Raw genomic sequence first — 24,135 nt, 5'->3', positions numbered from 1 at the left:
GCTCGAACACGCCTGCGACGCCCTCGCGCTCGCTACCGGACGCGCAGCCTTCTAGAATGCGGGCTTTGCGGCACAACGCCCTTTCCCCGAACCCGACTCCATGCGCCTTTACCTGCAAGCCATGACCGCCCCCGCCGAGGCGCCGCGCTACGTCCAGATCGTGCTGGAGCAGGATCTGCTCGGTGGCTGGACGCTGTATCGCGAGTCGGGCGTGCAAGGCGGCAAGGCCACGCTCAAGCGCGAGCAGTTCCTCGAGCGCGACGACGCGCTCGCTGCGTTCGAGAAGGCGCGCGACGCGCAGCTCAAGCGCGGCTTCCGCGTGATGTTCAGCCAGGGCCAGGACGGGCCTTATGGATCTTGAGGAGTGAGTGAAGATCTTGAGAAGTGAGTAAAGAGGAATGAGTAGTGAGAGAAAAGCACGGCACGTCGGCGCTCGAACTTGCTCTTCTCTCACTACTCATTCCTCTTTACTCACTCCTCGCCTTCAGGATTGCCCATGACCGAAGCGCTCCAAAACGACCGTTTCCTGCGCGCGCTGCGCCGCGAGGCCACCGACACCACGCCCGTATGGGTCATGCGCCAGGCCGGCCGCTACCTGCCGGAATACCGCGCCACCCGCGCGCGCGCCGGCAGCTTCATGGCGCTGGCGCAGAGCCCCGAGCTGGCCTGCGAAGTCACGCTGCAGCCGCTGGAACGCTTCGAGCTGGACGCGGCGATCCTGTTCTCCGACATCCTCACCATTCCCGACGCCATGGGCCTGGGCCTGAGCTTTGCGCAGGGCGAAGGCCCGCAGTTCGCCCACCCGGTGCGCACGAAGGCCGACATCGAAAAGCTCGCCGTGCCGGACATGGACAGCGAACTGCGCTACGTGATGGACGCCGTGCGCCTGATCCGCCGCGAGCTGCACGGCCGCGTGCCGCTGATCGGCTTCTCCGGCAGCCCGTGGACGCTGGCCTGCTACATGGTGGAAGGCCAGGGCTCGCGCGATTTCGCCCGGCTCAAGGGCATGTGCTGGAGCGAGCCCGCCCTCGCCCACCGCCTGCTCGACACCCTGGCCCAGGCCGTGGCCGCCTACCTGATCGCCCAGGCCGAGGCCGGCGCGCAGGCATTGATGATCTTCGACACCTGGGGCGGCCTGCTCGGCCCCGCACCGTTCCGCGAGTTCTCCCTGCGCCACATGGCCCAGGTGGTCGAGGCACTCAAGGCCCACCCCGCCAGCCGCGAACTGCCGGTGATCCTGTTCTCCAAGGGCGCCGGCCAGCACCTGTCCGCCATGGCCGACACCGGCTGCGCCGCCCTGGGCGTGGACTGGACCATCGACCTGTCCGACGCCCGCCAGGCCGTAGCCGGCCGCGTCGCGCTCCAGGGCAACCTGGACCCGGCCATCCTGCTCGCCGACCCCGAGGTGATCCGCCGCGAAGTACGCCGCGTGCTGGACAGCTACGGCAACCACCCCGGCCATGTGTTCAACCTGGGGCACGGCATTACGCCGGAGGTGAACCCGGAGCATGTGAAGGTGCTGGTGGATGAGGTTCACGCGTACGGACGCAAGTTGCGCGGCTGAATAGCTCCAGCCCCACACGAAAGCCCACACCACGACGCGATGTGCCGCGCAGCGGCACGAGCCGTCGGCTCGGCGCTTTTGACCTTGGGGCCCCCTTGAGCGGCGGTGAGAGGCAGACGAAAAGGCCCCGCAGGGGTGCCGGGCAGGACGCCCGGCACTTTTCGTCGGGGCAGGAGCCCCGTCGAAAAGCCCGGCGGCCTCTCACGCACTGGCCGGCTTCACCGGCCAGCGCCGCGATGGGGGTGCCCTTTCTTTGGGTTACTTTTCTTTGGGCAAGCAAAGAAAAGTGACCCGGCCTCCGGCAGGAGGTCGGAACGCCCGCCGCGCAGGCGGCCAGGTCGCGGGAACGCCAAAAAAGAGCCGATCAAACCTCCACTCGACAACCGACCACGACCGACACTGGATCCCGGCCTACGCCGGGATGACGGCTAAAGAACGAAGCGGTGAGGCGAGCACCCGCCCCTCACCCCGACCCTCTCCCCGGAGGGGAGAGGGAGCAGAAGCGGCATCTTTAGGAGCCTCGTGCTCCCCGTGAGCGCGTCCGACCACCCGCCAAAAAATGGCACCCCAACGCCCCCACCCGTACAATCGACCCTTTACCGTCAATCCCCCCGCGCCCACCCCGGCGCGCAATCGCGAGCCCCCGATGGACAAGAGTTTCGAGCCCGGCCAGATCGAATCGAAGTGGTATGCCGCCTGGGAAGCCAGCGGCGACTTCAAGCCGACCGGCCAGGGCGAGCCGTACTGCATCCTGCTGCCGCCGCCGAACGTCACCGGCACTCTGCACATGGGCCATGCGTTCCAGCAGACCGTGATGGACATGCTGATCCGCTACCAGCGCATGCGCGGCATGAACACGCTGTGGCAGGTCGGCACGGACCATGCCGGCATCGCCACGCAGAAGATCGTGGAAAACCAGCTCGCGGTGGAGAACAAGACGCGCCACGACCTGGGCCGCGAAGCCTTCATCGAGCGCGTGTGGCAGTGGAAGGAGGAATCGGGCTCCACCATCACCAACCAGATGCGCCGCCTGGGCGTCGCCGCCGACTGGTCGCGCGAGCGTTTCACCATGGATCCGGGCCTGTCGGCCGCGGTGCGCAAGGTGTTCGTGGACTGGTACCGCGCGGGCCTGATCTACCGCGGCAACCGCCTGGTCAACTGGGACCCGGCGCTAGGCACGGCGGTGTCGGACCTTGAAGTGAACAACGTCGAGCGCGACGGCCACCTGTGGTCGATCCGCTACTACACGGTCGACGGCAAGGACAGCGTCGTCGTGGCCACCACGCGTCCGGAAACCATGCTGGGCGACGTGGCCGTGGCCGTGCATCCGGAAGACGAGCGCCACGCGCGCCTGATCGGCCAGATGCTGCGCTTGCCGCTGTCAGGCCGCGAGATTCCCGTCATCGCCGACGACTACGTCGACCGCGAATTCGGCACCGGCTTCGTCAAGATCACGCCGGCGCATGACTTCAACGACTACGCCATCGGCCAGCGCCACAACCTGGCGCCGATCAACATCTTCACGCTCGACGCGAAGGTCAACGACAACGCGCCGGAAAAATACCGCGGCATGGACCGCTACGAAGCACGCAAGGCCGTGCTGGCGGATCTGGAGGCGGCAGGTCTTCTGGTCGAAACCAAGCCGCACAAGCTGCAGGTGCCGGTGAGCCAGCGTTCGGATGCAGTGATCGAGCCGATGCTCACCGATCAGTGGTTCCTCGACCTGACCAGCGAGAAGGGCCGCAAGGAAATCACCGAGCCGGCGCTCGAGGCCGTGCGCGGTGGCGAGATCAAGTTCGTCCCGGAAAACTGGAGCACCACCTACACGCAGTGGCTGGACAACATCCAGGACTGGTGCATCAGCCGCCAGCTGTGGTGGGGCCATCGCATTCCCGCGTTCTACGACGAGGCCGGCAACATCTTCGTGGGCGAAGACGAAGCCGACGCGCGCGCGCACGCCACCGTTCCGCCGGTCGGCGCGCTGCGCCAGGACGAGGACGTGCTCGACACGTGGTTCTCTTCCGCGCTGTGGCCATTCTCCACCCTGGGCTGGCCAATGGACGGCTCGGTGAAGGACGAGCACGGCAACGTCGTGGCCAATTGGGAGAACGACCAGATCTTCCTGCCCAGCGCCGTGCTGGTCACGGGCTTCGACATCATCTTCTTCTGGGTCGCGCGCATGGTGATGGCGACCAAGTACTTCACCGGTCGCGTGCCGTTCCGCCATGTCTACATCAACGCCATCGTGCGTGATGCGGAAGGCCAGAAGATGTCCAAGTCCAAGGGCAACACGCTCGATCCGCTAGACCTGATCGACGGCATCGAGCTGGAGCCGCTGGTCGCCAAGTCGACCAGGTCGCTGCTGATCCCGCAGGTGCGCGAGAAGGTCGAAAAGCGCATCCGCAAGGATTACCCCGCCGGCATCCCCGCCATCGGCACCGACGCGCTGCGCTTCACCTTCGCCGCGCTGGCCAGCTACAGCCGCACCATCAACTTCGACATCAAGCGCGCCGAAGGCTACAAGGCGTTCTGCAACAAGCTGTGGAACGCCGCGCGCTTCGTGCTGATGAACCTGCCCGAAGGCGAGCTCGCCGCGCCGGCCAACGGCCCGGTGACGGAAGCCGAGCGCTGGATCCTCACGCGTCTGAAGCAGACCCTCGCCGACGTGGAGCAGCACTTCGCCAGCTACCGCTTCGACCTGCTCGCGCAGGAGCTGTACGAGTTCACCTGGAACGAGTTCTGCGACTGGTTCCTGGAACTGTCCAAGCCCGCCTTGAACGGTGACGATGCGGCCGCCGCGGCGTCCACGCGCCACACGCTGGTGGTGGTGCTGGAAACCATCCTGCGCGCGCTGCACCCCATCGTGCCGTTCATCAGCGAGGAGATCTGGCATTCGGTGGCGCCGAAGCTCGGCCTCGACGCGAAGTTCCTGCTGGAGCGCCCGTGGCCAAAGGCGGACGACATCGTCGCCGACGACGCCGCTACCGCCGAGATCGAGTGGTTCAAGAACGTGCTGAGCGGCATCCGCCGCATCCGCGCAGAAATGAACATCGCGCCCGGCAAGACCATCCCGCTGCTGCTCGCCGACGGCGACGCCACGGATCGCGCGCGCGCCGCCAAGTTCGCTGCGCAGATCAGCTTCCTCGCCCGCGTGGACGCGCCGCAATGGATCGAATCGGGCGCGAACGAACCGGCCGCCGCCGCTGCGGTCGTGGGCTCGATGCGCGTGCTGATCCCGCTGGCCGGCCTGATCGACCTGGGCGCGGAGAAGGCCCGCCTGGGCAAGGAAATCGCCCGTATCGAAGGCGAGATCAAGAAGTGCGAAGGCAAGCTGGGCAACGCCAACTTCGTCGCCAATGCACCGGCGGAAGTAGTGGCGCAGGAACGCCAGCGCATCACCGACTGGACTACGCAGCTCACCGCGCTGCGGGAGCAGGCGCAGAAGCTGGGGTAAGAGCGAGGAAACAGGGGAGAGAAGTGAGGAGTGAGAGAAGAGCCGGCAGCTCTCTCGTTTCTCACTTCTCTTCACTCACTTCTATCAAAAACGTCCAGCGCCATCACAATGGCATCCTCGCGCCCGTCCTTGGCCGGGTAGTACTTGGGCCGGCGACCGATCTCCTCGAAACCGATGGAGCGATACAAGGCCTGCGCCACCGGATTGGAGGGGCGCACTTCGAGGAATACCCGGCTCGCGCCGTTCCAGCGCGCGATGTCCAGCAGGCGGCGGAACAGGAAGCGCCCCAGGCCCAAACCGCGGTAATCGGGGCCCACGCAGACGTTGAGGATATGCGCCTCGCCCGCGGCTACCGACAGCACGCCGTAGCCGGCGATCACGCCTTCCACCCACATCGCCCAGCAGGGGTGACCGGCCTTGAGGCAGTCGTTGAAGACGCCCGCCGTCCACGGGAAATCGTAGGAAGCCGCTTCCATCGCCGCCACGATGGGCACGTCGTCGCGACGCATCGCGCGAATCTCGGCGTGAGGACGGGCCACGGCGACCATAGTTACTCCGCGGAAGTAGCCAGCGCGCGGCGCAGGCTGCGCAGCGCGTTCCACAGCCTACGCTTGCCGGCGCCGGAGGTCAGCACGGCGGAGGGTTCGTCGGCCAGCACGATATGCGCGCCGCTCACCACGGCGGCAGGCAGTTCGCGGCCCAGCGCATGCGCCTGCGCCTCGCCGAAGACGAGATAGGCGCGGGCTTCGGGCGGGTTCGCCAGCTGGCCGTTGGCCACTTCGATGCGTGGCGCGCGGGCCACCCGCGGGCCGCAGGCCATCAGCGCACGGCCGACCAGATCCAGTTCGCGCGGCGAGCAGCCGGCCGGCAGCACCACCACGCAGTCGCCCGACGCGACGGGCGTCGGGATCTCGGCGACGGGTGATTCGGTCGCCGGCAGTTCCTGTACCGCCGCGCGACGCACCCACGGCGTCACGCCCAGCGCGCGCAGGACGCGCTCCCGATGCGGCGGCGAGACCTGTGCGTAGGCCGACATCAGGCCACTCCCCGGCGGCGGCGGCGCGTGGCGCGTCCCCACAGGGTCATCGCCGGACCGGACAGCAGGTACAGGGTGAAAACCACGAAGAGCACGCGCGGCGGGTCGATGAAGAACGGCACCAGCACGAGCACGCCGATCAGCACCCACAGGAACGGCACGCGATCGCCCATGGGCAGCGACTTGAAGCTGTAGTAGCGGAAGCGGCTCACCATCAGGAGGCCGACCACCACCGCCACCACCGGCGTGACGAAGCAAAGCTCATCGCCCAGCACGCCGAACTTGTCCATGCTCCACACGAAGGACATGCACACGGCCGCGGCGGCAGGGCTCGCCAGCCCCTGGAAATAGCGCTTGTCGATCACGCCGACCTGGGTGTTGAAGCGGGCCAGCCGCAACGCCGCGCAGGCGGCGTAGATGAAGGCCGCCGCCCAGCCGATCTTGCCCCAGGTGGGGCCGTAATTCTTCAGTGCCGACAGCGACCAGGTGTACATCACCAGGGACGGCGCCAGGCCAAAACTGATCAGGTCCGAGAGCGAGTCGTACTGCACGCCGAACTCGCTCTGGGTGTTGGTGAGGCGAGCGACGCGGCCGTCCATGCCGTCCAGCAACGCCGCCACGAACACGGCGATGGCGGCCGAACTGAAATCCCCGCCGATGCTGGTCACGATCGCGTAGAACCCGGCGAACATCGCGCCGGTCGTGATCAGGTTCGGCAGCAGATAAATGCCCCGGTGGCGCGGGGGGCTGGCGGACGTACTCTCGCTCATGAATCAATCCGTGACGGAATGCGCGCAGTGTAAACCATCCCCCGCTTGAGTCCGGTTGGGCGGGGTGCAAGGATGCTACGGCCTTGCAGGGGGACCCGTTGGCCCGGAACACCGGCCGAGCGGCCTCGCCTGCCCTGACGACTACGTACCCTGTCCTTGCACCCCGGAGTCCACCCATGCGTCGCTTGTTGATCGCCACCGCGCTGCTGCTCGTCGCGCCCCTGGTCGCCGCCCAGGCTTACAAGTGGAAGGACGCCAACGGCACCGTGCACTACTCCGACGCGCCGCCGCCGCAGGGCACCCAGTACAGCAAGATCACCACCAGCGGCTCGGTGGAACCGCTGGCCGCGCCGACGCAGGAAGGCAGCACGGCACGCACCGAGCCAGGCGCGAAGCCCGCCGCCGCGCCCCAGCAACCGATGGCCGACACCCCGGAAAACCGCGCCAAGCTCTGCGCCACGCTCAAGACCAACATGGAAGCGCTCAAGGGCAGCGGCCCCGTCGTCATGGAAGAAGGCGGCCAGCAGAAGGTGATCGACGCCGATCAGCGCAAGGTGCAGCAGGCCACGGCCGAAACCCAGTACCAGCAATACTGCTCGGGCACCTGAGCCCGTTTCAGCGCCACCGGCGGACGAAAGCCGGCGCCGCCCGCCAAGTCGGGCGCCACGGGCCGCTATAATCGCCCTCTTTCTCCGCCGGATCCGTTCGCATGCGCCTCAGCCAATTCCACCTGGCCACCGTCAAGGAAGTTCCTGCCGACGCCGAAATCGCCAGCCATCGCCTGATGCTGCGCACCGGCATGATCCGCAAGCTCGCCTCCGGCCTGTACACTTGGTCGCCGCTGGGCCTGCGCGTGCTGCGCAAGGTGGAAGCCGTCGTGCGCGAGGAAATGGACCGGGCTGGCGCCGTCGAGCTGCTGATGCCGACCATCCAGCCCAAGGAGCTGTGGGAGGAAAGCGGCCGCTGGGCCAAGTTCGGCCCGCAGCTGCTGAAGATCAAGGATCGCAAGGAGCAGGACTTCTGCTACGCCCCCACGGCGGAGGAAGTGATCACCGATTACGCGCGCAATGAGCTCAAGAGCTACAAGCAGCTGCCGGTCAACTTCTACCAGATCCAGACCAAGTTCCGCGACGAAATCCGCCCGCGTTTCGGCGTGATGCGCGCGCGCGAGTTCCTGATGAAGGACGCCTACTCCTTCCATCTCTCGCCCGAATCGCTACAGCAGACCTATGACGCCATGTACCAGGCCTACGCGCGCATCTTCACCCGGCTGGGCCTGAAGTTCCGCGCCGTGCAGGCGGACACCGGCGCCATCGGCGGCAACGCCAGCCACGAATTCCAGGTGCTCGCCGATTCGGGCGAGGACGCGCTGATTTTCTCCGACGGCTCCGACTACGCCGCCAACATCGAGAAGGCCGAGGCGCTGGCGCCCACCGCCGCGCGCCCTGCCCCGGGCGCCGAACTCCAGCGCGTGGACACGCCCACGCAGAAGACCATCGAAGACGTCGCCGCCTTCCTCAAGGTCACGCCGCAGCAGTGCGTGAAGACCATCCTGGTGCGCGGCACCAAGGGCCTGGTCGCGCTGTGCGTGCGCGGCGATCACGAGGTCAACGAGGTGAAGGCCGGCAAGCTCGCCGACATGCCGGGCGAATCCGTGCTGGCGACCGAAGAAGAAATCCTCGCCGTCACCGGCACGCGCCCGGGCTTTATCGGCCCGGTCGGCCTGCCCGCCGAAATTCCGGTGATCGTCGACCGCGATGCGGCCGTGCTGGCCGATTTCGTCTGCGGCGGCAACCAGGACGGCACCCATTACACCAGTGCCAACTGGGAGCGCGACGCGCGCGTGACGCGCGTGGAAGACATCCGCAAGGTCGTCGCCGGCGACCCTTCGCCGGACGGCAAGGGCACGCTGCAGATCGCGCGCGGCATCGAGGTGGGCCACGTGTTCCAGCTCGGCAGCAAGTACGCCGAGGCGCTCAAGGCCACCGTGCTCGATGAGAACGGCAAGGCCCAGGTGATGCTGATGGGCTGCTACGGCATCGGCGTCAGCCGCATCGTGGCGGCCGCCATCGAGCAGCGCCACGACGAGGCCGGCATCATCTGGCCCGAGCCCATGGCGCCCTGGCGCGTAGCCGTGTGCGTGATCAATCCCAAGAACGCGCCCGAGATCGCCCAGGCCGCCGAAACGCTCTACCAGGCCCTGCAGGCCCGTGGCATCGACGTGGTGCTGGACGACCGCGGCCTGCGCCCCGGCGCCATGTTCGCGGACATGGAGCTGATCGGCATTCCGCACCGCGTGGTGGTCAGCGAGCGCGGCATCGCCGCCGGTACGCTGGAATACCGTGCGCGCAACGAGGCCGAAGCCCGCCCCGTGACGCAGGACGAGCTGTTCGCCCTGCTTGGTTGATGATTGATCGATTGCCATGAAAAACGGCCGCGCAAGCGGCCGTTTTCATTTTGTCCTGCGCTGACATTTTCGCCCGGATTTTCCCGGCTCGCGCCAGCCATTAATTGTCCGATATCAGACATTCGTCGCCGAATGGAATTAATCCTCATGTGCCACGCGTCATGATGCGGTCACGTTAGAGGCTTACGCCCACGCTGAATCGGCCAATTCCATTATTGGAATCCATTGAAACAAATCGGCTTCCCATTCAAGGCCAAGGCGGACTTTGCATCGAATGGGCGAATCGGTAAAAATCAATAATCCAAAAGAGGTACTGCCCCAAGACGCAGTGCCCATGCAAGCAGCCACACACTCACCCCCGGGAGTAACGCATGGCAGTAGATATCAAGAACCTCAACCATAATCAGCTGAACGACCTGATCAATAAGGCGCAGCTGCGGCAGCACGAATTGCGCAAGGAAAAAGTTTCCAAGCTTCGCGAGAAAATCCACGCCATGATCAAGGCCGAGGGTTTTTCAGTGGACGACATTTTCGGTGGCGCGCGCGCCGGCAGGCCCCGCCGCAGCGGGGGCACGGTGGCGCCGAAGTATCGCAACCCCGCCAATCCGGAACAGGTCTGGTCGGGCCGCGGCAAGCGCCCGCGCTGGTTCAATGACGCCTTGAAGGCCGGCAAGAAAGAAAAGGATCTGGCGATCTGATCGCCCGTTCCACCAAAAATGCCGGCTCTCGAGCCGGCATTTTTTATTCGTGCCTGCGGACATTCACAGCGAACGGCGTGGCGCGATAAGCAGGTCGCCGAACAGCAGGCCGGCCACCAGGGCAATCAGCAGCGTGACCAGCAGCAGGAAGCTGTCCATGCCCAGCGTGGTATCGCGCTCGAGCAGGTACGACACGCTGCGGAAGCCCGTGCTCCCCGGCACCAGCAGGATGATGCCCGGCTCGCGGATGATGGCTCCCGGCCGGTGCACGAAGCGCGCGTACAGATTGGCGACGCTGCTCAGGATCAGCCCACCCAGGAACACGCCAAACGGCGCCGCGGGCAACTTGCCGGCCAAAGCGCCGCCCCATCGCGTGGCGAGATAACCCACCACCACCGCCGCCATCACCACCAGCCAGTCCCGCCGCGCGGCGCGGAAGGAAATGGCGAAAGCGAACGCACCGACGATCAGTGCCGGATAGTCCGTCCACGACGGCAGCGGGGGCAGCGCGTAATCGTGGCCGTCGATGCCAAAGGCCGCGCACACCGTGGTCGCGGCCACCGTGCCGAAGGTGAGCTTGATCAGCGTGGCGATGGCGCCGCCCATGCGCGCCACACCCGCCACCAGATGCTGGCTGGATATCTCGCGCACTGCCGTGGTGAGCGCCATGCCGGGCATCAGCACGATCAGCCCCGCCAGGATCACCGACTTGATCGCCAGCGGGACCACGAATTCGCTCACCACGATGGCGATCGTGGTGGCCACCAGCGCGCTGATCGCTTCGCTCGCCACCGCCAGTCGCGGCCGCGTGGCGGACAGCACGGTGATCGTGCCGATGATCAGGCCGATCAGCGCCGCCGTGACAAGGTCGGCCCATGAGCTGTGCAACAGCAGCGCCACCACGCTCGCCGCGGCCAGGCCGTAACTGGCAATGACGCCGGCCTGCGCGCGCCGCGTATCCGGCCTGCCGAGCTCACGCAGTTGGCGAAAGCCTTCTCGCAGGTCGATATCGCCCGCGATCACCTTGTCGGCGATGGCATCCGCATCGCTCAGCCGCCCGAGGTTCACGTCACCCGGCGCCAGGCGCATCACCTGGGTGACCTGGGCCACCTCGTCCTCGCCCTGGGTCAGGTCGGTGAACGAAATGATGATGGCCGTGGGACTGGACCACACGTCCGCCACCAGCCCCAGCCGCTGCGCCGCGCCGCCGATGGCGCCCTCCAGGCGCGGGGCCGCCGTGCCGTATTGATGCAGGCGGCGCGCGAGTTCCAGCAGGAACGCGATGCGCGTGTTGAGCGGCGCCGTTGCCAGCGGCGTGATGACGATGGGCGGATTCATCGCGCGGCAGTCCGAGCGACGGTGGTCGCCAGCGATGAACAAGCGGCATGGGGAGCGGCCTTGGGCATGGCCGTAGTAAAACTGATTTGGACGGCTATGTCAGGAGAGGCGCCCGAGGTTTTCGTCTGAATAGCGTGGATGCCGGGCGGTTGTGCAGCCTCCGGAAGCGTTCGCGTCCGTTGCGCTCAGCTTATGCAGCGGTCGCCCGCAATCGCCAAACCGCCACGCCCATCCCCGCCAACGCCCCCAGGAACCAGGCGCCGCCGACCGACATGTCCGTCCCCAGCCACATCACGCACGCCACCGCAGACAGCAGCAGGACGCCGCTGCCCACCGCGAGCAATAGATCGTGATGCGTGCGAGGACGCTCGGGCAGCAACAGCAGCGCGCCCAGCAAGGCCAGCAACAAGGCAGCGATACGGCGCAGCCACACGAACGACGGTGGCGGTGGCACATCCGGCAATACATCGGCCAGCCGGCGATCGCCGATCTGAACGTCGAAGCCCCTGCCCTCCGTGGTGCCCGCGGCGGGTGTCAACTCATCGCCGTTGACCTGCGCGAACACGGTCACGACCTGGGGCGGCACGGCTTCCCAGCTCACGCGCAGGTCGCCTAGGCGCGGCTGCTCGGGATGCGCGCTGGTCGTGAGGTAGTCGCCGTTGAGGGAGAAGCTCGCTGCCAGGTTCGCAGGCAAGGCCTTGAGGTCGGGAGCGATGAGCGCCCCGCCAGGCAGCGCATGCAACAGCGGCGGGGACATGGCGTAGTTGCCCAGGCGCACCTGCCCCGCATCGAACTGCTTGCCTTCGAGCGGGAAGCGCTCGGGATTCGTGTGTCCGGCAGGCTGGGCGAAACGGCGCGAGTCGACCGGGCGATCCACCCAGTCCAGCTCGTAATGCACGTCGCTGCCCACGCGGATTTCCCGCCACTGGAACATCTCGACGTGGCGGATCATCACCGGCGCGTGCGCACGCTGGCGGAATTCGGGATCGAACGGATCCTCCACCACGCGCAGCGGGCCAGCCACGCGCACGAGGTTGCCGTGGTGTTCCTGTTCCGGCGAGCTGCCGTCTCCCACGTCGACGATTTTTCCGCCATGGCGGTCCGACGCGTGGCGGTTGTCGAGCAGACCTTGCTCGGTCGCCACCACCAGCCCCGCCCCCGCCAGGAGCAACAACCCACCCAGTACGCGTCGAAACCACGGCTGCATAGCGGTCCCTCTCCCGATAGCGGCGGGGCTCAGCCCACCCGTTCCCGCAACTCTTGTTGTTCGTCGGCCGTGCCGTAGCGTCCACGCTCATCACGCACGACGCGCGCCACGGCGCAATCGTGATCGTGCGTAAAGAACAGGCGCACGCCACGCGCCAACTTGTCATCCAGGAAAATGCGCTTCTCTTCGATCAGCTTTTCCGGAAAGCGGTCGTAGCCCATGGTGATCGGCAGATGCACCCAGAAGCGGCCGGGAATGAGATCGGCGCAGAACACCACGCCCGCCACTTCCGCCAGCATCAGCCCCGGCGTATGGCCGTCCGAAAAACTGAAGCGCACCGAATCACCCAGCGCCACGGAACGCTCGCCCTCGACCAGCTCAAGCCGGCCGCTGGCTTCCAGCAAGGGCTGCAGTTCCGGCACGAACGAGGCCCGGTCGCGCGGATGCGGCTGCAAGGCGCGGCGCCAATGTTCCGCGCCTACGATGAAGGTCGCGTTCGGGAACAACAGGCTCGGCGCCTGCCCTTCTTCCCATGCGGCCAGCAAGCCGCCCGCGTGGTCGAAGTGCAGGTGCGACAGCACCACGGCATCGATGTCTTCGTGCGTCAGGCCGGCCTGCGCGAGCGAATACAGCAGTACGTGGCGATCTTCCAGCACGCCGTAACGCTCGCGCAGCGTCGGATCGAAGAACGCGCCGATGCCGGTTTCGAACAGCACGTTCTTGCCGTCCAGCCCTTTCACCAGCAGGCAGCGGCACGACAGCGGAATGCGGTTCTCCGCATCCGGCGCGATCCAGCGCGACCACAGCGCCCTCGGTGCGTTACCGAACATGGCGCCACCATCGAGCTTCTGCGAATTACCGGTGAGGGACCACAGCTCCATGACTTACTGCACCTTGCCCAGGCCCGACTCGCGGCGCGGATCGCTCGCGGCATCGAGCTTGTTCGTCTTCAGATCCCAGGTGACCACGTTCATGTAACCCCAGGGGCTGCGCTCCTTGAGGCTATGGCCCATGCGGGTCAGCGCGTCGGCGGTGGCGGGATCGAACGCGCCCGGCTCTACGTCCACGCGATCGGGCATGTATTGGTGGTGGTAGCGCTTCTGCGCGGCGATGCCCTGTGCGTCCTTGCCGTCCATGAAGGCGAGGATGCCTTCCAGCACCTGCGTGATGATGGTGGAGCCGCCGGGCGAACCGATCACGCCCACGCGGTCGGCGCCGAACACGATGCTCGGCGTCATGGACGAGAGCATGCGCTTGCCCGGTTCCGGCGCATTCGCCGCGCTGCCCAGCAGGCCGTAGACATTGGGCTTGTTCGGCACCAGCGCGAAGTCGTCCATCTCGTCGTTGAGCAGCACGCCGGTGCCGGCGGCGACGAAGGTGGAACCCATGGTGTAGTTCACGGTGAGCGTGATCGAGGCGATGTTGCCGTCCTTGTCGATCACGGAGAAATGCGTGGTGTGCATGCCCGGATCGACCGCAATGCTCGCCGGCAGCATCGCCGAAGGCGTGGCCTTGTCGGGCAGGATGGTCATGCGCAGGCCGGCCGCGTAGTAGGGCGACAGCAGCATGTCCAGCGGCATCTTCACGAAGTCCGGATCGCCGAGATAATCGTTGTGGTCGCGGAACGCGCGACGCATGGCCTCGATGACCAGATGCGTGCGATGCGCCTCGTCCAGCTTGGTCAGGTCGTAGCCGGCGAGGATGTTGAGGATCTCCGCCACCGCCACGCCGCCCGAAGAAGCCGGCGGCGCGGTGACCACGCGATAACCGCGGTAATCCACCGTGATCGGCGTGCGCTCCTTGACCTGGTAGCTCTCCAGGTCCTTGGCCGTCCAATTGCCACCCGCGGCGCGCACGGCATCAATCAGCTTCTTGCCGACTTCGCCACGATAGAAGCCGTCGGCGCCCTGCTCGCCCAGGATTTCCAGCGTGCGGGCCTGATCCGGATCGCGCCACACCTGCCCCGCCACGGGCGGCTTGCCGTCCGGCAGATATTTGGCGACCGAAGCGGGCCAGCGCTTGATGTCGTCCTGCCGCTCGGTAATCGCGTTGATGAAACGGCCATCGGGCTGGAAGCCTTCGCGCGCCAGACGGATGGCCGGCGTCAGCGAGTCCTTCAGCGGCAGCTTGCCGTACTGTTTGGCCAGCCATGCAAGACCCGCAGGCTCGCCGGGAATGCCCGCGGAAAGCGGCCCGTTGAGCGCGGTGTCGCGATTGGGCGTGCCGTCCTTGTTGAGGTAGTCCTTGACGTTCACCGCCGCCGGCGCGGTTTCGCGCGCGTCGATGAAGACCTCCTTGCCATCGGATGCGCGATGCAGCACGGCCATGAAGCCGCCGCCGATGCCCGAGCTTTCCGGTTCCACGATGGAGAGCGTGGACGCCACCGCAATGGCCGCGTCGAACGCGTTGCCGCCCTTGGCGAGCACTTCGAGGCCGGCATCGGTGGCATGGAAGTTCGCGCTGGCGATGCCGGCGTGGCCGGGGCGCTGCGTGATGACGTGGGGAGCGGTAGCAGGTGCGGGAGCGCGGGCGGGGCGGCTGTCGGCGTAGGCAACGCTGGAGGTGACAAGCAGGGCCAGCAGCAGCGCGCGCCAGTTCAACGGGTGCTTCATGCGTCGTCCTTTGTGGATGCGCCAGCCGACGACGCCGCGGCGTCATCCGACTGGCCCATCAGGTGGCGGTACTTCAGTTCGAGCTGATCGTGCGTCTCGGTGTGCTCGGGGTCGACGATGATGCACTCGACCGGACACACGTCCACGCACTGCGGTTCGTCGTAGTGGCCGATGCACTCGGTGCACAGCGACGGATCGATCACGTAGTACTCCTCGCCCAGCGAGATGGCCTTGTTCGGGCAAACCGGTTCGCAGACGTCGCAATTGACGCAGGTATCGAGGATTTTCAGGGACATTCGTGGAGTTTACATGCTGGGCGCGAGCGATGCGCCGCGAGACACATCAACATGGATGCGCCGCCGGAAAACAAAAGCCCGCGGCACTTGCGCGCCGCGGGCCTTGAAACTACCGGAAAGCGGGAACTTACCAGTTCACGTAACGGACGGTGGCGCCGGTCGGCTGCAGCACGGCGGAGACCTTGTCCTTGTCGGCGGCATCGCCGATCACCAGCACGATCACGTCCTTGAAGGAACCCGGCTTGGCGTCCTTGAAGGCATCGGTGACGAACTGGGCGGTCTTGCCCGAATCCGGGCCAGCGAACACCAGCATGTTGCCCGGCAGCACGCCGCGGGCGACGGTGTCCTGCACCTGCTCGAGCTGGCGCTGGCGCAGCGCGTTGGCGTCGTCGTTGTCGCCGGCCGGCACCAGGTACGGGAACGGACGGTCGGCCGTCATGCCCTGCATGTTCTTCTGGACGATCTGGCCGAGGTAGGCGTTCCACGCCTTGGAGTCGTTCGGATCGGTCGGCTTGCTGACGGCGGCGGCCTGTTCGGTCGGCTGCTGCTGGGCTTCGTCCTTCTGGCTGCAGGCAGCGAGGCCGGTGATCGCGAGGACGGCGAGGAGAGCGTACTTGTACATGGTGGTCACCTTGGATGGTGGAATCGGGTCACGGGATCCATTGGATGACTGACCTACCGGCCCGTCATGCGACAGGGCCTTGTTGGGCCGGGAGCCGGGCTCGGTTTCCATGGCGGCCGGGCAGCCACATGAACCTTGCATCCCCCTGGCCCGCGGCGAGCGACTGTCCTGTCCGCAGGATACCGCGAGGATACACGAGCCCGCCGCCGCCTGACACTGGCCCATCTGCTGCGACGCGGCGGTTTCCGCGATCAAGGCGCGCCGGCCGTCACAGTGCCGGCAAGGGCGCTCAGCGCCAGCGCTGGCGCATGGCGTGCTGCACGGCCGGATGCACGAAGCCGGTGATATCGCCCCCGAGCCGGCCGATTTCGCGCACCAGCGTGGACGAAATGAAGCTGTACTGTTCGGCGGGCGTGAGGAACAAGGTTTCGGCCTGCGGAATCAGATGGCGGTTCATGCTGGCCAGCTGGAATTCGTATTCGAAATCGGAGACGGCACGCAGCCCGCGGATGATCACGCCGGCGCCGCAGTCTTCGATGAAATGCGCAAGCAGGCCGTCGAAACCCCGCACCTCGACGTTCTTGAGGTCCGCCAGCGCCAGCCGCGCCAGCGCGATGCGTTCGTCCAGGCTGAAACCGGGGCCCTTGCCCTTGTTGGGGCTTTCCGCCACCGCCACGATGATGCGCTCGAACAGCGGCGCCGCGCGCGCCACCAGGTCCGCATGGCCATTGGTGATCGGATCGAAGGTACCCGGATAGACGGCGAGACGCTGGTTGACCGGCGGCTTGTTCACGTGACGAGTCACTGTCAGCAGAGGGGCGGCTAGCTTAGGCCCGTTCGACACATCCGCCTAGGGCCTGCCGGCGCTGGCCGACATCCATACGCAACCGTCAGGAAACGCGGCGATACAGCGCGTAGCGCACGTCGCCGGCCACGCCCTCGCGGTGCGGCGCCCAGTTGGCCGGAAGCGCGGGCGCAGCCTGCCGTGGCGACTCCACGTAGATCCATGCCGACGGCGCCAGCCAGCCGCCCTGCTCCAGCCGATCGGCAAGCGCCGACCACATATCCAGCGCAAACGGGGGATCGAGAAACACCAGCCCGAACGGCTGGGCCGTGCCCTGCAGATAGGCCTGCGCGTCGCCGGCAATCACGTGGCCGCCCTCTGCCTTCAGGCGCGCCAGGTTGGCCCGCAGGGCCTGAGCGGCCCTGGCGTCGCGTTCGACGAACTGCACGGCGAACGCCCCACGCGAGAGCGCCTCGATGCCCAGCGCGCCGGTGCCCGCGCAGAGATCCAGGCAGCGCACGCCCGCCAGCACCGGAGCGAGCCAGTTGAACAGGGTTTCGCGCACCCGTTCGGGCGTGGGCCGCAGGCCGGGCAGATCGGGTACGTCGAGGCGCGAGTTGCGCAGGTGTCCGCCAATGATACGGATGCGTCCGGAGCCCGCCTTCATGGCCGGCCGGACTCAGCGGTGAGTTTGGGTGGGGGTGGTAGCATGCCCGCCATTGTCTTTGAATCGCCGCCGCAATGCTCAAGTTCTGGAAGAAGAAACCCGCCGAAACCCCGCCGGATCAGCCGGCCGCGCCAGCGGCCGAAAGCGCTCCGGACGCCGGTTTGGCGCACGACACGGATGCCGTTTCGCTTGATCACGCGGGCTCCACGCTGGACGAGGCGCTGGCCGAGGCTCCGCCCGCACCCGAGCCCCCGGTGGAGGACGAAGCCACCGAGCGCGCCGCCATCGTCGAGGCCGCCGCGCCGGCCAAGCGCAGCTGGCGCGAGCGTCTTTCCGGCAGCGCGTTCGCACGCGGGCTGTCCTCGCTTTTCACGCGCCATCCCAAGCTCGACGACGAACTGCTCGACGAACTGGAAACCACGCTCATCACCGCCGACGTGGGCATCGAGTCCAGCACGGCCCTGGTGGAAGACCTGCGCAAGCGCATGCACAAGCGCGAGTTCGCCGATGCGAGCGCGCTGCTGGCCGCGTTGCGGCAGTCGCTGATCGCCCTGCTGCGCCCGGTGGAGAAGCCGCTGAGCGTGGATGGCCTCAAGCCGTACGTGATCCTTACCGTGGGCATCAACGGCGTGGGCAAGACCACCACCATCGGCAAGCTCGCGCGCCGCTATCGCGACGAAGGCCGCCAGGTGCTGCTCGCCGCGGGCGATACGTTCCGCGCCGCCGCGGTGGAACAGCTCAAGACCTGGGGCGCGCGCAACAACGTGCCGGTGATCTCGCAGGGCCAGGATGCAGATGCCGCCAGCGTGATCTTCGACGCCCTGCAGGCCGCGCGCTCGCGCAACGCCGACGTGCTGATCGCCGACACCGCCGGCCGCCTGCACACGCAGGGCGGCCTGATGGACGAGCTGGGCAAGATCGCCCGCGTGCTCAAGAAGCTCGACGCCGATGCGCCGCACGAGGTGCTGATGGTGATCGACGGCACCACCGGCCAGAACGCGGTGAACCAGGTGCGCCAGTTCCGCCAGATCGTGGGCGTGAGCGGCCTGGTCGTCACCAAGCTCGACGGTACCGCCAAGGGCGGCGTGGTGTTCGCGCTGGCGCGCGAGTTCGGCCTGCCGATCCGCTATGTGGGGCTGGGCGAGACCGCGACCGACCTGCGCGTGTTCGACGCCGAGGCCTACGTCGACGGCCTGCTGCCGGCCACGCTGGGCCAGGGCTGAGAGGTACGGACGGGTGCCGCGCTGGCTCCGCCTCGGTTTGATCGTCCTCAGCAGCGCGACGCTGCTGCTGGTCGCTGTCGCGCTGATCGCCGTGCACGTGTTGCTCCAGCCCGAGCGCATCACCGCCATGCTGCAGAAGCAGGCCCGCGACGCCGGCCTCGAGCTGAGCCTGGCCAGCCCCGCCACGCCGGCGCTGTTTCCGCGCCCGGCGCTGGAACTGGAAGGCATCACGCTGAGCGCGCAGAACGCCAACATGCCCATCCTGCTTGCCGCCCGCGGCACGCTTGCCCTGCCCTGGCGTACGCTGGTGCACGGCGACACGGTGATTTCGCAGATGCGCATTGATTCGCCGCGCGTGGACCTGGATGCGCTGCAGTCTTGGCTGGACGACCTGCCCTCCGGCCCGGCCATCACGCCGTCGAGCATTCCCAGCATCGACGCAGGGATTCACATCAACCGCGGCAGCCTCGTGCGCGGCAACCAGATGCTGCTGGGCGACGTGGAACTCGACGCAGGGCGCCTCGCCTCCGGCCATCCCTTTCCGCTGGCCATCACGGCAAAGGATGCGCAGGGCATCCCCACGCAATTGCGCCTGTCGGCCACGCCGAGCATCAAGGGCAACACGCTGATGCTGGACAACATCGGGCTGACGCTCACGCACAGCACGACGCTCACGCTGCGCCTCGTGGGCAATGCGCACTGGCGCGGCGCGGCGGACGCCACCGCGGAACTCTCCGGCAAGCTCGACCACGCCAATACCGGGCAATACAACGTATCCATCGCGTTGACGCCGGCGAACCAGAGCAATCCGCTGATGCTCGCGATGAAACTGGACGGCCCCGACAATCACGCCGATCTGCAGATTCCTCCGCTGGCGCTGGCCGCGTGGTGGTCGCAGCTGGATCACGACGACGGCCCGCGCCTTGCCGTGCCTCCCGGCAACGGACACGCGGAGATCGCCAGCATCGATACCGGCGACATCAGCATCGAAGGCCTGACGCTGCAGGCCGGCACCGACGTTCCCGCGCCTTCGGCCAGCACGGCGGCACCGCCCCAGAACGCCAAGCCCGCGCCGCCGAAAACCACGCCTGCACGCAAGTCGCCATGAATCCATTTGCCACCGCACTCCTGGCCTGGTTCGACGAACACGGCCGCAAGGATCTGCCCTGGCAGCATCCGCGCGACGCGTATCGCGTGTGGCTGTCCGAAGTGATGCTGCAACAGACGCAGGTGGCGACGGTCATTCCGTACTTCCAGCGCTTTGTCGCTGCGCTGCCGAGCTTGCGCGATCTTGCCGCCGCCGACGAAGACACCGTGCTCGCCCTGTGGTCCGGGCTGGGCTACTACCGCCGCGCGCGCTTCCTGCAGCGCGCGGCGCAGATCTGCGTCGAGCGGCATCACGGGGAATTGCCCCGCGATTTCGAGGCGCTCGCCGACCTGCCGGGCATCGGCCGCTCGACCGCGGGCGCGATCCTGGCGCAGGCGCACGGGCTGCGTTTTCCCATACTCGACGGCAACGTCAAGCGCGTGCTTACCCGCTACCTGGGCATCCATGGGCACCCCGGCCAAAGCGCGGTGGAGAAAGTGCTCTGGCAACATGCCGACGCGTTCACACCGGCGGAGCGCACCGCCGACTACACGCAGGCCATCATGGACCTGGGCGCCACGCTCTGCGTGCGCTCCAAGCCCCGCTGCGACGACTGCCCGGTCGCCAGCGGCTGCATCGCCAGGCGCGACGGCCTCACCGCGCAGTTGCCCAGCGCCAAGCCCGGCAAGGCCGTGCCCACGCGCGACACGGTGATGCTGATCCTGCGCGATGCCAAGGGCCGCGTGCTGCTGGAGCGTCGCGGCCCGCAGGGCGTGTGGTCAGGCTTGTGGAGCCTTCCGGAAGCCAGCGATCACGATCACGCGTGGCGCACGGCCGAAACGCTGGCGAAGATCGACGATGCGCAATCGCTGCCGTCCTTCGTCCACGTCTTCAGTCACTACCGCCTCAAGGTCGAGCCACTGCTGTTCGACGAGGCGACAGCGCACCGGCGCATCGCCGATAATCCCGGCATTCGCTGGTGCGGCCCCGACGAGCGCGACGCGCTCGGCCTGCCCGCCCCTGTTCGCACGCTGCTGCAAAACCTCTGAATTGCCAACGATGAGCCGTATCGCATGAGTCGTATCGTTCACTGCGCCAAACTGGGCCGCGACGCCGAAGGCCTGGACTTCGCCCCCTGGCCCGGCCCGCTCGGACAGCGCATCTACGCCGAGATTTCCAAGGAAGCATGGCAACAGTGGCTGGCCCACCAGACCATGCTGCTCAACGAATATCGCCTGAACCCGCTGGACCCCAAGTCGCGCCAGTTCCTCAGCGCCGAAATGGAGAAATTCCTGTTCGGCGGCGAGGTGAAGCAGCCCGAGGGATACGTCGCCCCGGACACGGAGTCTTGACGAACCGCCCCGCTTCCGATTTAATGCACGGCTCCACGCAGCATCTTTGATGCCTGCAGGTATTCTGGCCGGGTAGCTCAGTTGGTAGAGCAGGGGATTGAAAATCCCCGTGTCGGCGGTTCGATTCCGTCCCCGGCCACCATTGAATACAAGGGCTTGCAGTGATGCAGGCCCTTTTCATTTTTTCCGGCCACACTCTTGGTTGCCGCTCGGTTGCCGTTCGATCATCGCGGCCATTATATCGTCTGCTTAGAAGACATCGTGACGCAGCCAGCTCAGCTCACTCCGATCGGGGGCACGCCCAGCCCACGTCGGGATACCTGATCACCGGTTCCAACGAGTATTGCCCTCGGCTGGCCTCCATCTGCGCATCTCACATTTCTAACCCGATCGTTCATACTCGCGTAGAGTGAGAACAGGGTGTAATGCAAGAACTGGGGCGCCCTCCCCTACGTTAGCTGCCGATCGTCGGAATACTGCTACAGCCAAGGAGAGTGCATGCCTGATATATCGGACGCTGTTCGAGAGGATATCGAGCTTCGCCTTGGCCAGTTTCTCAAGGGCAAGACTGGATACTCGCAGCCGACATATGTCGGTGCAGGTGGCTCTGCTGCAATCTATAAGGTAGATACGCTGGCAGGCACTCGCGCCCTCAAGGTCTATGACCCGAAGTTCTTCTCGAGCGAAAATGCTCAAGCCGAGGCTCGTCGCCTTGAGTTGCAGCGATCGCTCATCGGACACGACTGCCCAACGCTCGTAAAGGTCTTCAGTGTTGAAGAGGCTGAAGGCACTGCGTTCATCGAGATGGAATTTGTCGCTTGGCCTCAGTTGAAAAAGGTGCTCGCGTCCGTACCGGACGAGAAGATCTCCAGCCTTATTCAACAACTTGTAGAAGCAGTCGTCTTCCTTGAAAAGCTCGATATCGCCCATCGAGACGTGAAGCCCGAGAATATTCATGTAACCGAAGATTTCTCGCATCTGAAGCTCATCGACTTGGGCGTGTCACGCACCATGTCACCACGGGACGAAGAAGGTGGTGACGCGACGGATCACGGCAAAAAGAGACCGTTCATCGCCACAGCCCAATACAGTTCACCTGAATACCTATTCCGACTTGACCCTCCATCGCCAAATCTCTGGAAGGCACTCAACCTCTATCAGGTAGGTGCTGTTCTTCATGATCTGGTGAATAAAAAACCTCTGTTCGACGACGAGGTAAATTTAGGCAATCGTTGGCTCGTCGCACGCGCGGTTCTCACCAAGATCCCAAACTTTCCAGACGCCGACCCGGCGCGTCTCTTGGCTCAGAAGGCCTTGGCTACGAGATGCCTCGCCAAAGACATGGAAACAAGGCTGAGAATTGTTAGCTGGAGCGATTTCACATTTGAAGCGGCCACCGACCGCCTATCTGCGCTCAAGAGCCGATTAGCGAAGGGGAAAGGCCTTGTGGGAAGCCAGAGCGCAGCCGCGATAGATGAGAGACTTCGCTTCGAACGTGAGCAGTTCGCAAAGAGATTTTGCGAATCAATACGTACAGAGCTCATTGCTGCCTGCGACCGCGTCGTACACGTAACCATGATGGCAAGGGGTTCTGGCAGGGCATCCGGCTACGAATTCCTGCTTGGGATCGGACAACGAGCGACAGTTTCAGCGCTCGTCTGCCTCGACTGGTTCGATGACATGAACAGCAATTCAGCTCGAGCCTCGATCGCCGCGGCAATGTCCTGCGGGTCGGGTGCATGTCCGACACCGGAACCGCAGGCCGTGGCGGTTGCGACCATAGGTGAATCGGAAGAAGCCGTTTCCTTGGATGTCGCTCGCCGCTTGGCCGACATATTGATGTGTGTACTCGACCTACTTGATTCTGCCGAGGACGCAGCAGCCTTGCACGGGACGGATGTTGGCAAGCTTATAGCGAATAAGGACGTTGCTTAAATGGATACCAGTTGGTGGATCTCGAAGGACGAACTCGATCCTGCGCAGCAAGAGTTCATTAAATTGCCGGCAAGTGGCAGGTACCAGCTCGAGGGGCCAGCCGGATCGGGCAAAACGAATCTTTTGCTTCTCCGGGCGCAGTTTGTCGCGGGCCAAGGGGAGAAGAATGTATTGGTGATTACCTACACCAATGCGCTCTGTGACTTTCTAAGGAGTGGCCTTGCGGGGACGGGGCTGATCGAAGGAGATCAAGTCCGTACTTTTCACTCATGGGCTGTAGGACATATCGGTCGCTACTTGAAGACTCATCTGGTCGAGAAAGGTGCAGACTTTGATGAAGATACTAGAGCTCATGCCGTAGAGCTTCTGAAGCAAGCAAATGAAAAGTTACCAGCGAAGAACATTTACAGCTCCATATTCGTGGATGAAGCTCAAGATCTGACCGTCGAAGAGCTCCGCTGCCTCCTCTCGCTGTCAGAAAACGTTTGTGTGTGCGGGGATATCAAACAGGGAATCTACCAACGCGATGGCCTAGACATCGCGGCCGACATGGGTCTTGAAAAGCATACCCTGACTAGGCACTACAGAATCGGACAAAGAATTGCTCAAGTAGCGGACCGCCTGCTGGAGCCGCCCAGTCCCGCACAATCACTCGAGGCCACATCGAACTACAACCCCAAGATCCAAGGTACGCCCAGCGCAGAACTTCACAGGTGCATCGATCGAGACGAGCAGTTCTCGAAACTTTGCGAACTACTCGCCGTACAACTAGTGGCCTTTACAGGCGAAAAGATCGGAATCTTTTGTGGCAAGCGCAGCACCGCGGCCGAACTAGCGGAGAGGTTCGAGGGTACGGAGTTTGAGAAGAACGTGTGCTATCACGCAACGGACACTGATGGATTTGCGAGTGATGCACGGATTCACATCATGACAATGCATTCGGCAAAGGGCGTCGAATTTCGGGCTGTACACCTCTTCGGAATTGAGGTGAACCGCCCCGTGTTCCGTGGAGGCTGTTTGGTTTAAGTCAGGCCTCCACGGTGGCTGCCTGACTGGCGAGTTGCCGGTAGTAGTTTGCCTCGG

General features: G+C 65.5%; 23 protein-coding genes and 1 tRNA gene. 13 read left to right on the top strand and 11 right to left on the bottom strand.

The window, feature by feature from the left end; all coding sequences use genetic code 11:
* Positions 1–100 precede the first annotated feature (100 nt).
* From BDW41_RS22355 to BDW41_RS22345, 3 genes are all read left to right on the top strand, one after another.
* Positions 101–361: a WGR domain-containing protein gene (locus tag BDW41_RS22355; RefSeq protein WP_074552265.1), complete on the top strand. Its 261-nt coding sequence runs from the start codon at positions 101–103 to the stop codon at positions 359–361.
* Between the two features lie 135 nt (positions 362–496).
* Positions 497–1,564: a uroporphyrinogen decarboxylase gene (gene hemE, locus BDW41_RS22350; protein ID WP_074552266.1), complete on the top strand. Its 1,068-nt coding sequence runs from the start codon at positions 497–499 to the stop codon at positions 1,562–1,564.
* Between the two features lie 646 nt (positions 1,565–2,210).
* On the top strand, positions 2,211–5,018 hold the full coding sequence (locus BDW41_RS22345) for a valine--tRNA ligase (protein ID WP_074552267.1): 2,808 nt from the start codon (positions 2,211–2,213) through the stop codon (positions 5,016–5,018).
* 71 nt (positions 5,019–5,089) lie between these two features.
* Here the strand turns inward: BDW41_RS22345 and rimI are convergent, their stop codons facing one another.
* Genes rimI through pssA form a run of 3 tightly spaced genes read right to left on the bottom strand, consistent with a single transcriptional unit; the run spans position 5,090 to position 6,824 of the window.
* The gene (rimI, locus tag BDW41_RS22340) at positions 5,090–5,566 is read right to left on the bottom strand and encodes a ribosomal protein S18-alanine N-acetyltransferase (protein WP_074552268.1); all 477 of its coding nucleotides are present in this window, start codon (positions 5,564–5,566) and stop codon (positions 5,090–5,092) included.
* Between the two features lie 2 nt (positions 5,567–5,568).
* Entirely contained in the window at positions 5,569–6,054 is a 486-nt protein-coding gene (locus BDW41_RS22335) for a hypothetical protein (protein WP_074552269.1), read from the bottom strand.
* Positions 6,054–6,824 (bottom strand): CDP-diacylglycerol--serine O-phosphatidyltransferase, encoded by a 771-nt coding sequence (gene pssA / locus BDW41_RS22330; protein WP_074552270.1) that lies wholly within the window; start codon positions 6,822–6,824, stop codon positions 6,054–6,056. Before pssA ends, BDW41_RS22335 begins: the two co-directional genes overlap by 1 nt.
* Before the next feature lie 176 nt (positions 6,825–7,000).
* Between pssA and BDW41_RS22325 the strand changes: the two genes are divergently transcribed.
* The 3 genes from BDW41_RS22325 to BDW41_RS22315 all read left to right on the top strand — a co-directional run bounded on the left by BDW41_RS22325 (position 7,001) and on the right by BDW41_RS22315 (position 9,929).
* Positions 7,001–7,432 (top strand): DUF4124 domain-containing protein, encoded by a 432-nt coding sequence (locus BDW41_RS22325; RefSeq protein ID WP_074552271.1) that lies wholly within the window; start codon positions 7,001–7,003, stop codon positions 7,430–7,432.
* A 101-nt stretch (positions 7,433–7,533) separates the two neighbouring features.
* A complete protein-coding gene (locus tag BDW41_RS22320; RefSeq protein ID WP_074552272.1) occupies positions 7,534–9,231 on the top strand; it encodes a proline--tRNA ligase in 1,698 nt (565 codons plus the stop codon).
* A gap of 371 nt (positions 9,232–9,602) precedes the next feature.
* Positions 9,603–9,929: an H-NS histone family protein gene (locus tag BDW41_RS22315; RefSeq protein ID WP_074552273.1), complete on the top strand. Its 327-nt coding sequence runs from the start codon at positions 9,603–9,605 to the stop codon at positions 9,927–9,929.
* A 63-nt stretch (positions 9,930–9,992) separates the two neighbouring features.
* Here BDW41_RS22315 and BDW41_RS22310 read toward each other — a convergent pair whose 3' ends face one another.
* From BDW41_RS22310 to rsmD, 8 genes are all read right to left on the bottom strand, one after another.
* Positions 9,993–11,267: a threonine/serine exporter family protein gene (locus BDW41_RS22310; RefSeq protein ID WP_074552274.1), complete on the bottom strand. Its 1,275-nt coding sequence runs from the start codon at positions 11,265–11,267 to the stop codon at positions 9,993–9,995.
* Between the two features lie 190 nt (positions 11,268–11,457).
* Positions 11,458–12,474 carry a TMEM43 family protein gene (locus BDW41_RS22305; RefSeq protein WP_074552275.1) on the bottom strand — a complete coding sequence of 339 codons (1,017 nt, stop codon included), beginning with the start codon at positions 12,472–12,474 and terminating at the stop codon, positions 11,458–11,460.
* Between the two features lie 29 nt (positions 12,475–12,503).
* Complete coding sequence (locus tag BDW41_RS22300; RefSeq protein ID WP_074552276.1) at positions 12,504–13,355, bottom strand: MBL fold metallo-hydrolase; 852 nt, start codon at positions 13,353–13,355, stop codon at positions 12,504–12,506.
* Between the two features lie 3 nt (positions 13,356–13,358).
* Entirely contained in the window at positions 13,359–15,086 is a 1,728-nt protein-coding gene (ggt, locus tag BDW41_RS22295; protein ID WP_074552277.1) for a gamma-glutamyltransferase, read from the bottom strand.
* Entirely contained in the window at positions 15,083–15,382 is a 300-nt protein-coding gene (locus BDW41_RS22290; RefSeq protein WP_074552278.1) for a YfhL family 4Fe-4S dicluster ferredoxin, read from the bottom strand. Before BDW41_RS22290 ends, ggt begins: the two co-directional genes overlap by 4 nt.
* A gap of 127 nt (positions 15,383–15,509) precedes the next feature.
* The gene (locus BDW41_RS22285; protein WP_074552287.1) at positions 15,510–16,004 is read right to left on the bottom strand and encodes a hypothetical protein; all 495 of its coding nucleotides are present in this window, start codon (positions 16,002–16,004) and stop codon (positions 15,510–15,512) included.
* 289 nt (positions 16,005–16,293) lie between these two features.
* Positions 16,294–16,797, bottom strand: a complete 504-nt coding sequence (gene coaD, locus BDW41_RS22280; RefSeq protein ID WP_074552279.1) for a pantetheine-phosphate adenylyltransferase — start codon at positions 16,795–16,797, stop codon at positions 16,294–16,296.
* 97 nt (positions 16,798–16,894) lie between these two features.
* On the bottom strand, positions 16,895–17,455 hold the full coding sequence (gene rsmD / locus BDW41_RS22275) for a 16S rRNA (guanine(966)-N(2))-methyltransferase RsmD (RefSeq protein ID WP_074552280.1): 561 nt from the start codon (positions 17,453–17,455) through the stop codon (positions 16,895–16,897).
* A gap of 74 nt (positions 17,456–17,529) precedes the next feature.
* Between rsmD and ftsY the strand changes: the two genes are divergently transcribed.
* From ftsY to BDW41_RS22240, 7 genes are all read left to right on the top strand, one after another.
* On the top strand, positions 17,530–18,678 hold the full coding sequence (ftsY, locus tag BDW41_RS22270) for a signal recognition particle-docking protein FtsY (RefSeq protein WP_074552281.1): 1,149 nt from the start codon (positions 17,530–17,532) through the stop codon (positions 18,676–18,678).
* Between the two features lie 13 nt (positions 18,679–18,691).
* Positions 18,692–19,786, top strand: coding sequence for an AsmA family protein (locus BDW41_RS22265; RefSeq protein ID WP_074552282.1), 1,095 nt, complete (start codon positions 18,692–18,694; stop codon positions 19,784–19,786).
* Positions 19,783–20,814, top strand: coding sequence for an A/G-specific adenine glycosylase (mutY, locus tag BDW41_RS22260; protein WP_074552283.1), 1,032 nt, complete (start codon positions 19,783–19,785; stop codon positions 20,812–20,814). Before BDW41_RS22265 ends, mutY begins: the two co-directional genes overlap by 4 nt.
* 24 nt (positions 20,815–20,838) lie before the next feature.
* Positions 20,839–21,117, top strand: a complete 279-nt coding sequence (locus BDW41_RS22255; protein ID WP_074552284.1) for an oxidative damage protection protein — start codon at positions 20,839–20,841, stop codon at positions 21,115–21,117.
* 66 nt (positions 21,118–21,183) lie between these two features.
* A tRNA-Phe gene (locus BDW41_RS22250) sits at positions 21,184–21,259 on the top strand.
* Between the two features lie 356 nt (positions 21,260–21,615).
* On the top strand, positions 21,616–23,052 hold the full coding sequence (locus BDW41_RS22245; RefSeq protein ID WP_074552285.1) for a protein kinase: 1,437 nt from the start codon (positions 21,616–21,618) through the stop codon (positions 23,050–23,052).
* A complete protein-coding gene (locus BDW41_RS22240) occupies positions 23,053–24,078 on the top strand; it encodes a UvrD-helicase domain-containing protein (protein ID WP_074552286.1) in 1,026 nt (341 codons plus the stop codon).
* The last annotated feature ends 57 nt before the right edge of the window (positions 24,079–24,135 follow it).

The sequence above is a fragment of the Dyella sp. AtDHG13 genome (assembly GCF_003201105.1).
Taxonomy (GTDB): domain Bacteria; phylum Pseudomonadota; class Gammaproteobacteria; order Xanthomonadales; family Rhodanobacteraceae; genus Dyella; species Dyella jiangningensis_B.
This window is presented reverse-complemented; position numbering and strand designations above follow the sequence as displayed.